Source organism: Acinetobacter sp. UBA6720 (assembly GCF_002454215.1).
Lineage (GTDB): Bacteria > Pseudomonadota > Gammaproteobacteria > Pseudomonadales > Moraxellaceae > Acinetobacter.
This window is the reverse complement of sequence record NZ_DKIK01000065.1, coordinates 30,604-46,062: the sequence shown is the minus strand read 5'-3', so window position 1 is coordinate 46,062 and position 15,459 is coordinate 30,604. Positions and strand designations below refer to the sequence as shown.

Below are 15,459 nucleotides of genomic sequence, written 5' to 3'. Positions count from 1 at the left end.
TATTAAATAAAAAATGATCACTATTTCGCACGGTGATATTACTATTCAGCCAAGTTTAAATCGGTATACTAGAATCTCTTGTATAAAAAGTAGCAATATCAGGAAAGACAATGACTGCACGTATTCAAAAAGGCAAGTTAGCGATTGCTAAAGAACTTTACGATTTCATCGAAAATGAAGCACTTCCAGGTTCAGGTTTAGACAGTGAAGCTTACTGGAAGAACTTTGAACAAGTCGTTGTCGATCTTAGCCCAAAGAACAAAGCACTATTGGCTAAGCGTGACGACATTCAAGCGAAGATTGATGAATGGCACCGCAACAACAAATTTGAACTTGGAGCTTACAAAGCTTTCCTTACTGAAATTGGCTACTTGGTACCAGAAGTAGAAGATTTCCAAATCAGCACAGAAAATGTAGATGAAGAAATCGCATTATTGGCTGGTGCGCAATTGGTGGTACCTGTACGTAATGCACGTTACTGCTTAAATGCTGCAAACGCGCGTTGGGGCTCTTTATACGACGCACTTTACGGCTTTGACGTGATCCCTGAAGACGGTGGCGCTGAAAAAGGTAAAGGCTATAACCCAGTACGTGGCGATAAAGTTATTGCATTTGCTAAAAACTTCTTAAATGAAACCTTCCCATTAGCAAATGGTTCACATGCTGATGCGACAAAATATGCAGTTGAAGGCAAAAAGTTAGTTGTGACCTTAAAAGATGGTTCAACAACAAGCTTAGCACACGAAGCACAATTTGTAGGTTTCAATGGCGAAGAATCTGCTCCAACAGAAATCGTACTTTTAAATAACGGCCTACACGTTATTATCGAAATTGATGCAAATAGCCCAATTGGTCAAACAGATGCGGCTGGCGTAAAAGATTTGGTTCTTGAATCTGCATTAACCACAATTCAAGACTTAGAAGACTCGATCGCTGCTGTAGATGCAGAAGAGAAAGTTGAAGGCTACCGTAACTGGTTAGGTTTGATGAAAGGTACACTTTCAGAGTCTATCGAGAAGAATGGTAAAACTGTTACGCGTACTTTGAATAAAGACCGTACGCACAAAAACTTGATCGGCGGTGAAACGAAACTTCATGGCCGTTCATTGATGCTTCTTCGTAACGTGGGTCACCTCATGACCAACCCTGCGATCCTTGTAGATGGTGCTGAAGTCTACGAAGGGATTATGGATGCATTAATCACTCCGCTATTGTCTTTTGCAGACATTAAAGGTGAAAACGAAAACAAGAACTCGCGTAAAGGTTCAATGTATATCGTAAAACCTAAAATGCATGGCCCTGAAGAAGTTGCTTTTGCGGTTGAGTTGTTTGAGCGTTCAGAACAAGCGCTTGGCTTGCCTGCAAAAACGTTAAAAATCGGTATCATGGATGAAGAGCGTCGTACTTCTGTAAACTTGAAAAACTGTATTGCTCAAGCAAAAGACCGTACTATCTTCATTAATACAGGTTTCATGGACCGTACAGGTGATGAAATTCATACTTTCATGGAAGCAGGTCCATTTGTTCGTAAGGGCGAAGTGAAAGCACAAATTTGGTTCCCAGCATATGAAAACCGCAATGTGATGATCGGTCTTCAAGCGGGCTTACGTGGTAAAGCACAAATTGGTAAAGGCATGTGGCCAAAACCAGACATGCTTCTAGACATGTACAAAACCAAGATTGAACATCCAGAAGCGGGTGCAAGCTGTGCATGGGTTCCATCTCCATCTGGTGCTGTCATTCATGCGATTCACTATCACCAATGCAACGTGTCTGAGCGTCAAAAAGAACTCTTGAATACTCAGCCTTTATCATTAGACGATTTGTTAACACCGCCTTTAGCGACAGATACTAACTGGACTGAAGAAGAGAAAACTAAAGAGCTTGAAAATAACCTTCAAGGGATCTTAGGTTATGTTGTACGTTGGGTTGACTTAGGTGTAGGTTGTTCGAAAGTTCCAGACATCAACAACGTTGGTTTAATGGAAGACCGTGCAACTTTGCGTATTTCATCTCAACACGTTGCAAACTGGTTGCGTCATGGCATCGTATCTGCAGAGCAAGTTGAAGAAGTGATGCAGCGTATGGCGAAAATCGTTGATGAGCAAAACGCAAACGATCCGCTTTATACACCAATGGCACCAAGCTTCGATGGTTATGCATACAAAGCAGCTTATGACCTAGTGTTTAAAGGTGGCGAGCAACCATCAGGTTATACAGAGCCACTTCTACATGCTGCACGTTTGAAGTTAAAAGGTTATACAGGTGACTAATCTGTAAAGCTAAAAAAGCCTCTTCGGAGGCTTTTTTTATCAGCAATTTTAAATAGTATAAGAACAAGGAATAACAATGTACTTCTGGAATGTTAATAAATTAGCAGAAGATTTGAAGTTAAATAAAGTCTCAGAAACAGATTTTAAAAATTATTATATCGTGAGTGCCATTATTATCTTGTTGAGTTATTTAGCACTTACACTTGCACCCGAATCTACCGTATCCGCAGCGTGGGCATCATTTATTCTGCAAATTGGTTTGTTGATTAGCTGGATAAATGCAATCTTTAAAGTGAATGGGGGTGAAAAAGGTCGTGATTTTTTAAAGCGTATTATTGCTTTGAGTCTACCTATTACAATTCAATCACTTGTGTTGTTTTTGATAGTTGGTATTTCCTTGCAAGTCATAATTTTGGTTTTTGCTTCCAGTTTGGAAGAGGCAATGCTTAAGCAATTAAATATAGTCTTAGATCTTATTTTTGAAGTTATTATCAGTACATATATTTATTGGCGAATTTATGTGGCAGTAAAACAAATTAATCAACTGAGATGAAAAAGGTTTATATTCATAGAGAACTTTTATTGAGCTTTCGACAGGATATATAGTCCACCAAGCACTTGGTTTGCTCTAAAGCCAAGAGTAAAAATAAGGTCTATGTCTACTAGATTTGTTCTAAGATAAATGGATTTTTTGCATAAGTCATTTTTTGAGCTGTATTGAAATTACAATGAAAGTTCCTTCTCCTTTTTAAAGGAGAGGGCTAGGGAGAGGATTGATAGGAAGAATCCGCCCTCATTCTAAGCTTTTCAACAAGAGAGAAGTGACGTTCAACACTTATTTTATTACCAATGCATGATCATTTTTTGACTTTTGCAAGAGCTCTAATGAATGTATTGGTCTTACAGAGCGTATCAATCTTGATTGCTATATGGTGCGAATTTGTGGCTGAAGTTTCGCCATCAATAAGCTGATTTCGACTTAAATATTTCACCAACTGATTGGAAAAAATATCTTATTGAGTCTTTATCCCATTTTATTTTTAGTCGCTTTGACTGGTGCAGACTCATTATTCAGGGTCAAAACTTAGATAAATAGCTAAGGTTATACTTTTGCTATACGGTAGTAGAAAAGTATGCTTGAACAAAAGCCAGGTTGTCGTTTATCGTGCTCACTATTGGCAGATGGTATTTACAGGTCTCGCATATCTTTTCTAGCTCAAGCTAAGTGATGTATTTTGAAGACTTTAGTTTGGGCTTTGGTTGATTATGCCTGATGGGTAAAATATCCAAGATGATATGTTACTCTATTGATTAAGTTTAGAACTTCGCTTGAGACAAAAAAGCGAAAATGATTTGATGCTATGTGTGCTAATTTTAAACCTCTAACCCTTGCTCAAGTACAGCAGTTTGGCCTACCTGAAATTCCTTTTGATTATGTGGAGGAGGTGTATCCAGGTTATGAGCTGCCCTTATTGTTCAAATCAAATATAGGATTTGAATGGCGTAAGGTGCATTTTGGTTTAATACCGAAATGGGCAGAAGATAAGAGTATTGCAAGCAAAACCTATAATGCTCGAAGTGAGACACTTCTGCAAAAGGCTAGTTTTATTGAAGCGACTTCAAAATATCAGTTTGGGGTAATTCCAGTTTTTGAATTCTATGAGTCAAAATATATAGAGCAAAAACCACAGAGATGGGGTGTTAGACGACGGGATGGACAGGTTGTTTTTGTTGCCGCTCTTTATGAAATCTGTCGCATAGCAGGCGAGGTAGTGCGGTCAGCAACCATGCTGACGATGGACGCTATAGACCACCCAATGATGCGGGAGTTCCATGAGCCGGGGGATGTGAAACGCTCAGTGATTGTGATTCCACATGACCGTTTAGAGGAATGGCTTAGCTGGAAATCGTCAAATATTCAATCTTTTGTACAAGGCTTTCCTGTTGAAGAGTTTGAATGTTCTTATGTACCCAAAATAAAAGTCGAAAAAGAGAGTCCCCAGCTCAACTCTTTCGACTTTTAAACGGTTTAGCGCGCTAAATTTTTAAACACGTGTTTCAAGCTTTCCATCATTTTTTCAATTTGCAAAGGTGTTAAACCTTCAAATGATTGCTCAAGTACTACACTGGTTAAATCATTAATTTTACTGGTCATCTCCGTGCCTTTTTCTGTGAGGAGGACACGAGTGATACGTGCATCATCTTCACAAGAATAAGTTTCAACCAATCCTTCATCTTTCAAACGATAAACAATTTTGGTGGTTGTCGACATTTTTGAGACGACCATGTCAGATAGATCAGAAACACTGGCATGTGGTTTTGATTTGAGAGCAAGTAAAATACGACGACGAGAGTTGTCTAAACCATATTTTTTCAAAGCGTGATCGACATTGAGTACATATTGAGCATGTACTTGAGTTACCCAGTAAAATGGAAAGTTTTCCAGTGAAAAATCTTCAGAACCTGGTAGGAACTTACTATACTTTTTGGTCATGTGACGGATTCCCCGTGAATCGTATTTTTATTTTATAAATCAATTGAACACATTTTATGTGAACACTCATATACTTAGCAATATAAAATTACTGTTAAAAGAGATTTGCAGATGAAATATCTTTTAACAGTAATTTGAAGCTAAGTGTGGCTATTAAACAGATAGGGTATAACTGCTTTTATTTTGGTGAAAGCCAACAATAGTCTGCGCAAATTGTATAACTTCATCTTCTACTTCAGCATTCTGGTGAGAATCTAAAGAAAGTTTAGCCATTGGGGTACCGTCTTGTAGAACGATAGGTAGGAGCATTTCAAACTTTTGGTTATTATGCGAAACCACAATTTTAACTTGATGCTGATCAAATGATGAGTCTAAGTTGAGATATGAGCCTTCATAGCTAGTATTGCTAAGCATTTTTGACGTTTTATTAAAAGTCAAAGCCTTTTCATTGGTCATAGCAATGAATCCTATTCTGTATTACTTGATTGGATTAGAAATCCGCGCATCCTTGGTTTTAGCAATTGATTATTTTTACAACAATCTTGGCTGTGTTTCATTTTAGTGAAAAAAATGGATTTGTGAACTAGTGTTTTTAACAAAAAGTTTCAATGCGTAAGGTCATAAATATTATAAATTGATTTTTTTTAACTATTATTAAAATAAATAATCTATAAAAAACATTTATTTGATTCAAATAAATTGAGTTTGAAAATTAATTTTTTAAAAAATGACCAATGCGTCTAGAATTTTTAAACATCGAATATTGGCATTAAGTGACAATATCTAAAGTCAAGTTAGACGCTTTAAGGATAAATTTCACTCTATAAGTATCTAAATATTAAAATTTTGTTAAAAACCATAAAAAAAATATTACAAAGCAAACATCTCAGGCATAATTATTTCATCTTTAGTTGAACAGGTCACAAAAATGGATCCGTCGCCGTGTGGGTTTATGCTTTTAAAACAGAAACATAATTCTGGAGTAATGAAATAATGGAATTTCTATTAGATCCGGGAATATGGGTTGGTTTGCTTACTCTTATTATATTAGAAATTGTTTTAGGTATTGATAACCTAGTCTTTATTGCCATTTTGGCTGAAAAACTTCCCCCTGAACAACGTGATAAAGCGCGTGTCATAGGTTTATCCCTTGCACTTATTATGCGTTTGGGTTTGTTATTTGCAATTTCTTGGTTAGTCACATTGACTCAACCGCTTATTTCTATATTGGAATGGACATTCTCTGGACGTGACCTCATTTTACTTTTTGGTGGCTTATTCTTGGTATATAAAGCCGTTACTGAGTTGCACGAAAAAATTGAAGGTAAGCCTGAGCTTAAAGTTACAAGCAATGTTGTCTATGCAGGTTTCACCGCAGTCGTTGCACAAATTGTTATTCTAGATGCTGTTTTTTCACTGGACTCAGTAATTACCGCCATTGGTATGGTAGATAACATTTATGTCATGATGGCAGCGATGATTGTTGCGATGGCCGTGATGTTGTTGGCATCTAAGCCTTTAACTGCTTTCGTAAACCGTCATCCAACCGTGGTTATTTTGTGTCTTAGTTTCCTGTTATTGATTGGTATCAGCCTAATTGCGGAAGGTTTCGGCTTCCATATTCCTAAGGGTTATATCTATTCGGGTATTGGTGTCGCGATTGCGATCGAGGCATTTAACCAGTTTGGTGAGCGTAATGCGGCAAAACATGAAGCTAAAATTCCACTACGTCATCGTACTGCGGATTCTATTTTAAAACTCATGGGCGGAAAAATCGAAGCTGAAGACCCGGAACAGCGTCAAGCACAAGAAGCTTTTGCGGATGAAGAGCGTTATATGATCGGTGGTGTGCTGACATTGGCCGAACGCTCTGTGGCTTCAATCATGACGCCACGTAGCCAAATTTCATGGGTCAATTTAGACGATTCCCCTGAAAAAATTCGTGAGCAGGTATTGTCTGTACCACACAGCTTATTTCCAGTGTGTCGTGGTAGTCTAGACAAGGTCATAAGTATTGCACGTGCCAAAGAGCTGCTTGATGTACTCGATGATGAAGAACAGTTAAAAGATCTGATCAAGCGTCATCGCCCAATTTACATCTTCGAAAAAATGAAAGTGATTGATGCCATTAATACTTTGAGAACATCAAAAGGTTCTTTGGTCTTGGTGAGTGATGAGTTTGGTAATGTACAAGGCTTGGTGTCACCGCTTGATGTGTTTGAAGCAATTGCTGGTGAGTTTCCTGACGCTGATGAACAGCTTGATTTGATCAAAATAGATGATCAGACTTGGAAGGCGACAGGAATGCTAGACTTGTATCAACTTGAACTCGAACTTGGAATGCTGGATTTGGTCGAGGAAGATGCAGGCTATATCAGTGTAGCTGGATTAATTCTTGATAAAACCCATGGTGATGTTCAGGTCGGAACTCAGTTAGACTATCGTGGTGTTCATTTTGAAGTGCTTGAGTTAGATTCAAATCGAATTAAAACTGTCAGCATTGTTCATCGTATAGTTTAAGATTTGCTTTAAGCTTTTGTAAAAAAATGTCAGCTTTATGTTGGCATTTTTTTGTATATAAATTAACCATTAGATGTTTGATTAAAAAATCGCTATGCTATGCGCAAAATTTAGTGGCGATGTGCGTTTATCCTTTTTGAGCTGGTGAAGTTTAGTAAAGGTAGGTTTTTATCCCATAATTTAATATCAGATAATAAATAAAGGTAGTGTGGCTACCAAAAATAAAAATGGAAAGAGCTCATGCATCTTATGGAAAAAATGGTCGATTTCACTAAGCTTTCGACTGAGAAGCAACAGGCCTTATTTAAGAAGTTGGAAAGCTTTGATCGGAAAATTTTTCCAAATGCAGTTCAAAATGAGTTATATCAATTACTTTATAATCATGATGTTGTTGCATTACCGATTATTCGTTTTTATCATCGAGGTAAAATCGTTGGTCAAAATATTATTGCCATTTTAAAGCTTAATAGAGAGCAGCAGACTTTGTATATCGTGAATTCACGAGCAGCCTTTTTACCTGATTATAGGAATCAAAACAGAAGTTTGATGTCTGCGATACGAGTGGCTTTAGGTTATCGCCTCAAATATCCCACGCGACAGCTGTGGTTTGTTTCAAGCTTGATGCAACCGAAAGTGTATCGCTTGTTTGCTTCACGCTCTAAGCGCTTTTATCCACGTGTTGGTGCTAAGATGCCTGAAGAGTATTTGCAGGTGCTTGAGCTCATGCAAAATCGTCATGAGAATGTACAGCAACGTAGTGAGGATGTATTTGTACATCCTTGTGTGCTGCCACAAACAACCCCTGAACAATTAATTCGACTACGCAATCGGGCGAGTCCACATATCAACTTTTATATGCAGCATGCACCTGACTATTTTATCGGTATGGGGTTGATCTGTATTTGTAAATTAGATCTTTTTACATTAGTAGATGCTGCACTTAACTTGCTCTTAGGGCGAGAAGTCGCCTAACAAGCGAGTCAAGAACAGCTTTATTTGCGCTTATCAAGATGTTTGAATCAGTTGTATATTTGCATATTCATAAATCATTTCAGCTTTGAGTTGGTGAATTTGATCCATAAAAGCTACGGCAAAGCTTCCAATGCTTTGACTTTGGGTATAAGCAAGCTGTCCTGCAATGGCAAAGTGGACATGCGCAGACAGCGCCGCAATGACAGGATTGGTGACTGCGCTATAGGCTGCGATTAATGCGCCTAGGGCACAACCCGTAGCAGTAACTTTGGGTTGTAAATGCGAACCACCATTGACTTGGATTACAGCATCAAGTTGTTTCGAAAGGATGTAGTCAGACTCACCAGAAATGGCAATGACTTCAGCCTGTGCTAAGAGTGTTTTTGCTTGATGGTAGACATCTGCGCTATTGGCAGTACTGTCCACACCTTTGGTTTCGATCTGATTCCCCGCAAGTGTGCTGATTTCCGATGCATTACCACGAATAACAGTGGGTTTAAAGGCTAAAAGCTGATCGACCATTTCAGAGCGCCATTTTAAAAATGCACCATAACCAACAGGATCTAGAACCCATGGAATGCCTTGTTGCTGCGCAGTTTGAGCTGAGATTTGCATGGCTTGCATTTGTTCAGTGGTTGGCGTTCCTAGGTTGATACTAAGCGCTGCACTAATGCGGGTGAAACTTTCCGCTTCAAAGGGATTATCAATCATGGCAGGTGAGGCACCCGCAGCCAATAAAACGTTAGCTGCATAGTTGGCTGCAACACTGTTGGTGATACATTGCACCAAAGGTTGTTGTGTTTGCAGGGCAGTCCAAGCTTCAGCAACATATTCCACCAAGACATCGGTTTGGTCGTGAATTGATTGTTTTGAGTTAAGCAAGGAAAGGTCTAAAAGCTGGGTCATGGTGGGTGCCCTTATTTTGTGAAATAGTGGTCTTGATGCTTACATTTACGACAAAATAAAGTCACATATTGGTCAGCATCATAATCTACAGTGAGTTCATTTGAACCGCAGTACATACAGCGTTTTTGTGAGTAGAAGCTTAAACGTGGTTCAATTTTTTGCCATGAACGTGAAACAGGTTGGAAGAAAATAGTTTCGTCATAACCCAAGAAGCGGAAAAACAAAATTTCGCTCATTTTACTGAATGCTAAGTTATGCGGTCGAGGCAACGTTGAAGTTTCCCATTTTTCAGCCACACTACGTTCACGGTATTGTTGCAAGGTTTTTTTCAACAAGTTGGTATTGATAAAGTTTTCATTGCGTATTTGTAAGGCTTTACGTTCGTACAAATACTCCAATGCAGTTTGGATTAAATAATAAATTTGTCCGACTGCGAGTACATCGAGTAAACGATAACAAAACACTTGGAAACTGTTATTTCCCGCAATTTGAATGCCCCAAGTACGGCAGTAAAACTGCATAAACTGGATAATTTCCTGATAAAGCAATTGGTACAAGGCATTTTTGACTTCATCTGAGGTTTTAAATGGAACACCGAGGCTCAGGTTCTCGTAAAACCAATAACGAAGCTGTTGGGTAATGCTAAATAAGCTGGGTTCCGAATAACCATCTAAACGGACATTTATATAGTACTGATGTGCTTCACTGGCAAAATCTTTGGCAACGAGGATTTGTTCTTTTACCAGTTGTTTAACAAGGCTATTTTGAAACAGGTAATTGGGGCTGATGCTAAAATATTTGATCTGTTCCCAATCAATAAACTCTTGGTGTTGAGTATGTTCTTGTACGTAGTCATCAAGCAGGGCCAATAAAAATAATTTATGCATAAAACTAAGTTGACCTAGCTCAAACTCATAAATGTCTTTTTGATTTTTAGTTTTACGTTGTTCTTGCTGGCGAGTTTCTTTCAATATTTTTTTGCGTTGCGCTAAACAGCTGTCACAGTGACAATTTAGATTTGAATGACTAAAAACACGATGTTGGCAGTGGCTACATTCATGAAAGTTAATTTCTTTATCGTATTGTTCAGCATCCACCCAAAACATAGCCGCCTGACACAGTGGACATGGCGTGCTTTCATCAAGTTGTTTGTGCAAAATTTGAAGCGACATAGGATGAATCTGGAACTCAGGATTTTCTCAAATTATACACGCTAAAATTTCAGAAAGGCGTTGTAAATTGCAGTGTAATTGAACAAGCAGAGGCGCTTTGTGACGATGAGATAGAAGAAGGGATACAGGGGCGAATATAGGGCAAAAAAATACGGCATGCGCCGTATTTTTGTAGAAGTCGAATTTAAACGGGGCAAGGCAAAGAGTCGTCTTCTCTACCTAATTTTTTGGCTTCAATCATAGCTTGAACCTTCCTGTTGGGGAGCTTTTTGCGACTAAGGTTGTCATAGTGGTTTAAGATACTGGTGACGTCATGTGCTTGTAATGGCATTCCTTCACAGCTCATAAACATAGCAATCACTTTATGATCAATTTTTGCAGCATCCAGTGCTTGCAGCATTTTTATATTTTCGACGCGGACGATATGGTCTTTTAAATACATCTCACACCTCTTTTATTTTGTCTAAGTTTTATCATGCGCTATGCATAATGAGATACAAGCAAGAACTGTGCACAAAATGTAGACGATTTGAAAATTAAGTTATAAATTCGAAAACGTCTTTCTTATAGTGTTATAGGGTTTTGAGAAAGCCTGATTTTATTGAATTTGTACCATTTGTATGAAATTGGTTTTGAGTGCTGGTGTAAATATTGCAGAACAACACCAGCACAATGAACGGAATTGCCTGTTTCTTATTCAATTGATAAAGATAGTGGATAGCGACAAGGGAAATACAATTGAAAAGCCAATTCAATGTGCCCATATAAATATCATTCAACGAACACAGACAGCATGACAAACTTGTCGTATGATCAAAACATACACAATATAAAGCTGTAGACCAATAACATTAGGACATGACATGAATATTGCGGCAAATCCAATTATTGAGGCAGATCAAACTGTTTATTTAAAAGACTACCAAAAGCCATCTTTTTTAGTAGACAGCATTCACCTCGATATTCAAGTCTATGATGAGCATAGCAAAGTTGATGCTGTACTGGAGTTAACGCGCCAAGCTGAAGGTGATTTGGTTCTACTCGGGCGTGATTTAGAGCTGAAGCGTTTAGTGCTGAATGGTCAGCAACTCAGCCAAGAGCAATATGTACTTGATGCTGAGCAGTTGGTAATTCGCAATGCACCAAATCAGATCAAGCTTGAGACATCAGTGATCATTCATCCTGAGTCAAATACACAACTTGAAGGTTTATACCAAGCCGCATCAGATTTGTTCGTAACCCAAAATGAGCCTGAAGGTTTCCGTAAAATTACCTTTTACCCAGACCGTCCTGATGTTCTTTCAGTGTTTACCACTCGTGTAGAAGCTGACAAAAAATATCCTGTGCTGCTTGCCAATGGTAACTTAATTGAAGCGGGCGAGGCAGGCGAAGGTCGTCACTATACCGTTTGGCAAGACCCAACCAAAAAACCAGCGTATTTGTTTGCTTGTGTGATTGGTGATTTGGCTGTTTTAAAAGACCGTTATGTGACCTCCGAAGGTCGTGACGTGGCTTTGGAAATTTATGCCGAAGAAAAAGATATTCCGAAATGTCATATTGCGATGGAAGCGTTAAAGCATTCAATGCGTTGGGATGAAGAACACTATGGTCGTCCCTATGATTTAGATAATTATATGATTGTGGCGACCAGTGCTTTCAACATGGGGGCGATGGAAAACAAAGGTCTCAATATTTTTAATACCTCATGTGTTTTGGCTGATGAAGAATACACAACAGATGCCGCGATCATGCGTGTACAGTCGGTGATTGCCCATGAATACTTCCATAACTGGACAGGTAATCGAATTACTTGCCGTGATTGGTTCCAATTGTGTTTAAAAGAAGGCTTAACGGTTTTCCGTGATCAATCTTTCTCAGAAGATTTACAGTCTGCTGCGGTTCAACGTATTGACGACGTTGCGGTACTCAAAGCGCATCAGTTCCCAGAAGATTCAGGCCCATTGTCTCATCCACCGCGTCCAGACCATTTTGTGGAAATCAATAACTTCTATACGGCAACAGTCTATGAAAAAGGTGCGGAAATTAACCGCATGATGGCAACCTTATTAGGCAAAGAAAAATTCCGTAAAGGAACCGATGAATACTTTGAACGCCATGACGGTCAAGCTGTGACAGTTGAAGATTGGGTCGCTGCTTTGACCGCGGGTTCAGGTGTAGATTTATCCAACTTCTTAACGTGGTATAACCAACCAGGTACACCAAAGTTAGAAGCTGAAGGTCACTATGATGCTGCTGCACAAACTTATAGCTTGAACTTTAAGCAAAGTTTAAAAGCACATCCTAAGTATCCGAACCTAAAAGCTGTTCCAATTCCTGTTGCTTTAGCACTGTTCGATGCTGCAACAGGTGAGCAATTGCTTTTAAACTCAGACAGTTTATTTGAAAATGCAGTCAAAGACGGTGTGTATCTTTTTGATCAAGACCAAGCCAGCATTGTATTTAGCGGTTTAAGCACGAAGCCGGTCGTGTCATTACTGCGTAATTTTTCTGCGCCCGTCAACTTAGAGTTCAACTATACCGATGAAGAGTTGGCATTCTTAATTCAATACGAAACCAATGGATTTAACCAATGGCAAGCAACACAAACACTGCTTGAGCGTATTTTGCTCAATGGTCATGATGCGCATATTTATATTCAAGCCATTAAAAACACGTTGCCTGCGCTTGTTGAGCAAGATCCACTCTTGGCATCGCGTTTATTTGATGTGCCAAGTGAAGGATATTTAGGTAGCCGTATCGACACTGATTATGAACCTGAGAAAGTTCAAGAACAGCGTAATGCTCTGATTGACAAACTTGCACGTGAGTTAGGGGCGTTCTGTAAAGACACGTATTTGGCTTTAGACCCAGATTTGCAAAAAGAGTTCTCACAGGCGATGGGCGTCCGTGCACTGAAAAATATCATGCTCAGTATGATGGCTCGCCAAGGTGATGAAACTGCTTTTGAACTGGCGTACCAGCAATACGAAGCTACGGGCAATATGTCTGAACGTTTAGGCGCATTACGTGTCTTGGTGTGGAACGATGCACCACAAGCAGAAGCTGCATTACGTGATTTTTATCTACGTTTTAAAGATGAGGCTTTGTCATTAGATCAGTGGTTTATGCTACAAGCGGCACATCCTTGTGCGACAGAAGAGACGATTAATTACCTTACTTCACATGCAGACTATGATTTGGGTGTACCAAACCGCATCCGTTCAGTGAGCGGTGGCTTAAATGCAAACCCAGTGAACACATGGAGTTTTGGTGTGGATCATTTCATTGGACTGGCAAAGTATTTGGATGAGAAAAACCCAATTGTAGGCTCTCGTTTATTGCAAGTTTTGTCACGTTGGTACACATTGGCAGAACCACAGCGTAGCGAAGTGAAAGCAAAGCTTGAGGGCTTAAAACCACAAGTGAAATCTAAAAATGTCAGTGAAACTTTAAGTAGTATGCTAAGCATTTAACAGATTTATTTTAATAAAAAACCAGTCATATGACTGGTTTTTTATTAAAACTGAAGAATGACTGCATGATGTAAATCTATATCAGTATTTATTTTAATAATTACTTTTCATGTGAATAGTGTGAAATTAATCGCATTTTATGAGCTATAATAATCCACAATAATCATTGATTAGCTCATATTCTGCATTTTTTTCGGCCTATGTATGCAGGATGTTGAGTGAATAGAACATGTAGAGTGTAAACAGATATGTTAGTTAAGATTGAAGATGGGTTTTATTTAAATACTGTTCATATTATTGCGATTCGTATTGTAAAAAGTGTTGAACTGGGAACATTTCAAGTCAATATTGAGTATAGTCCACATAACCATCATGCCTCAGGTTTATTTCAAAAAACCTTTATTCAACAGTCAGTAGCAGAGCAATATTTACAAAATTTGCATCAGCAAATTTCCAAAAGTTAGTGCAATATTAATACTTTGCTAAATAAAAAAGACTGCCTAGGCAGTCTTTTTTATTTAGCACTATGTATTAAACTTTCACAATTAAGACTGGAATAGGAGACTGAGTCAGGACATTCTGTGCCACACTACCTAGCATCATTTTTTTAAAGCCTGTGCGTCCATGTGAACCCATCAAAATCAAATCTGCACTGACTTCATCGGCGACATGAATAATACCTTCAGAGGGAGATATACCGCGGATGACTTTAGTATCTGCTTCAATTTCATCACGATCAAAAGATAGTTTGACTTCAGCTAAACGTGCCTGAGCAGCTTGTTCTGCATGTAGGAAATAGTCTGTGATTGCAGGTGCAACTTTATAAAAATCGACTCCGACAAATGGATCAACGGCAATGACACTCATCAACGTTACACGACTATTGAGGTCTTTAGCCAAAGCAAGTGCCTGCTCAACGGCAGCATAAGACATAGGTGACTCATCAACTGCCACCAAAATGTGTTTATAGCTCATTGGTATTCTCCTTGTTTTTCTTCGCGATGGCTATTTTATGCAGAGAGAATCGTAGTGCATCGCAAAGAAAGTTTATTTTGGGTTAGGCTTTAACAATGAGAACAGGAAGCTCGGTAGACTTCAGCACATCTTGAGCGAAGCTACCTAAAAGAAACTTTTGGAAGCCTTTACGGCCATGTGAGCCCATGACAATTAAGTCTGTTTTCAGCGAAGTTGCTGCTTCAACCACAGCATCTTCCGAAACTTGACCTTTGATGATTTTTGACTGAGCTGCTACACCATTTTCTTGTGCAATTTTAACGGCATCTTGCAGGGCTTTTTCAGCATTGTTATATGCTTCAATGAAATATTCTTTCATGATTGGAGCTGTGTAGTAAAAGTCAGCATCTTTCAAGGGATCCTCAGCGACTAAGCTGATGAGAGTTAATTGACTGCCGAAAACTTTGGCAATTTCACTTGCTTGTTTTACAGCAGAAAAAGAAATCTGCGAACCGTCAACAGGGACTAAAATATGTTGGTAAGCCATCAGTGGAACTCCTGATTGTATAAGATTTAGTTCTTGTTTTATTGATAACATACTGTACTTAAATGTTCAATTTTGATTGCGCTAAAAAATTGAAAATTCATGAAATTTTCAGAAAATAATGTCATTAAATGTGGATTTAGCCAGAATA

General features: G+C 38.7%; 14 protein-coding genes. 7 read left to right on the top strand and 7 right to left on the bottom strand.

The window, feature by feature from the left end; translation table 11 throughout:
- Nucleotides 1-110 precede the first annotated feature (110 nt).
- The 3 genes from B4F08_RS05460 to B4F08_RS05450 all read left to right on the top strand — a co-directional run bounded on the left by B4F08_RS05460 (nucleotide 111) and on the right by B4F08_RS05450 (nucleotide 4,297).
- The gene (locus B4F08_RS05460) at nucleotides 111-2,273 is read left to right on the top strand and encodes a malate synthase G (RefSeq protein WP_291373650.1); all 2,163 of its coding nucleotides are present in this window, start codon (nucleotides 111-113) and stop codon (nucleotides 2,271-2,273) included.
- A 76-nt stretch (nucleotides 2,274-2,349) separates the two neighbouring features.
- On the top strand, nucleotides 2,350-2,826 hold the full coding sequence (locus tag B4F08_RS05455; protein WP_291373648.1) for a hypothetical protein: 477 nt from the start codon (nucleotides 2,350-2,352) through the stop codon (nucleotides 2,824-2,826).
- Between the two features lie 808 nt (nucleotides 2,827-3,634).
- Nucleotides 3,635-4,297 (top strand): SOS response-associated peptidase family protein, encoded by a 663-nt coding sequence (locus B4F08_RS05450; protein ID WP_291373646.1) that lies wholly within the window; start codon nucleotides 3,635-3,637, stop codon nucleotides 4,295-4,297.
- A gap of 5 nt (nucleotides 4,298-4,302) precedes the next feature.
- Here B4F08_RS05450 and B4F08_RS05445 read toward each other — a convergent pair whose 3' ends face one another.
- Nucleotides 4,303-4,767, bottom strand: a complete 465-nt coding sequence (locus B4F08_RS05445; RefSeq protein ID WP_086210117.1) for a MarR family winged helix-turn-helix transcriptional regulator — start codon at nucleotides 4,765-4,767, stop codon at nucleotides 4,303-4,305.
- Between the two features lie 153 nt (nucleotides 4,768-4,920).
- Nucleotides 4,921-5,223: a hypothetical protein gene (locus tag B4F08_RS05440; protein WP_086210116.1), complete on the bottom strand. Its 303-nt coding sequence runs from the start codon at nucleotides 5,221-5,223 to the stop codon at nucleotides 4,921-4,923.
- Nucleotides 5,224-5,760: 537 nt separating this feature from the next.
- On the opposite strand from B4F08_RS05440, the gene B4F08_RS05435 reads away from it, so the two are divergent.
- The gene (locus tag B4F08_RS05435; protein WP_291373643.1) at nucleotides 5,761-7,287 is read left to right on the top strand and encodes a TerC family protein; all 1,527 of its coding nucleotides are present in this window, start codon (nucleotides 5,761-5,763) and stop codon (nucleotides 7,285-7,287) included.
- Between the two features lie 240 nt (nucleotides 7,288-7,527).
- Nucleotides 7,528-8,259: a hypothetical protein gene (locus tag B4F08_RS05430; RefSeq protein ID WP_086210114.1), complete on the top strand. Its 732-nt coding sequence runs from the start codon at nucleotides 7,528-7,530 to the stop codon at nucleotides 8,257-8,259.
- A gap of 33 nt (nucleotides 8,260-8,292) precedes the next feature.
- Here B4F08_RS05430 and thiM read toward each other — a convergent pair whose 3' ends face one another.
- From thiM to B4F08_RS05415, 3 genes are all read right to left on the bottom strand, one after another.
- Nucleotides 8,293-9,165, bottom strand: a complete 873-nt coding sequence (gene thiM / locus B4F08_RS05425) for a hydroxyethylthiazole kinase (RefSeq protein WP_291373642.1) — start codon at nucleotides 9,163-9,165, stop codon at nucleotides 8,293-8,295.
- 11 nt (nucleotides 9,166-9,176) lie between these two features.
- The gene (locus tag B4F08_RS05420; protein ID WP_119063433.1) at nucleotides 9,177-10,337 is read right to left on the bottom strand and encodes a hypothetical protein; all 1,161 of its coding nucleotides are present in this window, start codon (nucleotides 10,335-10,337) and stop codon (nucleotides 9,177-9,179) included.
- Nucleotides 10,338-10,521: 184 nt separating this feature from the next.
- On the bottom strand, nucleotides 10,522-10,779 hold the full coding sequence (locus B4F08_RS05415) for a hypothetical protein (protein WP_086210111.1): 258 nt from the start codon (nucleotides 10,777-10,779) through the stop codon (nucleotides 10,522-10,524).
- 421 nt (nucleotides 10,780-11,200) lie between these two features.
- On the opposite strand from B4F08_RS05415, the gene pepN reads away from it, so the two are divergent.
- Nucleotides 11,201-13,810, top strand: coding sequence for an aminopeptidase N (pepN, locus tag B4F08_RS05410; protein WP_291373640.1), 2,610 nt, complete (start codon nucleotides 11,201-11,203; stop codon nucleotides 13,808-13,810).
- A 248-nt stretch (nucleotides 13,811-14,058) separates the two neighbouring features.
- On the top strand, nucleotides 14,059-14,274 hold the full coding sequence (locus B4F08_RS05405) for a hypothetical protein (RefSeq protein WP_086210109.1): 216 nt from the start codon (nucleotides 14,059-14,061) through the stop codon (nucleotides 14,272-14,274).
- A gap of 67 nt (nucleotides 14,275-14,341) precedes the next feature.
- Here the strand turns inward: B4F08_RS05405 and B4F08_RS05400 are convergent, their stop codons facing one another.
- Together B4F08_RS05400 and B4F08_RS05395 are read right to left on the bottom strand one after the other, a co-directional pair.
- The gene (locus B4F08_RS05400) at nucleotides 14,342-14,785 is read right to left on the bottom strand and encodes a universal stress protein (protein ID WP_086210108.1); all 444 of its coding nucleotides are present in this window, start codon (nucleotides 14,783-14,785) and stop codon (nucleotides 14,342-14,344) included.
- An 82-nt stretch (nucleotides 14,786-14,867) separates the two neighbouring features.
- Complete coding sequence (locus B4F08_RS05395) at nucleotides 14,868-15,311, bottom strand: universal stress protein (RefSeq protein ID WP_086210107.1); 444 nt, start codon at nucleotides 15,309-15,311, stop codon at nucleotides 14,868-14,870.
- Nucleotides 15,312-15,459: the final 148 nt, after the last annotated feature.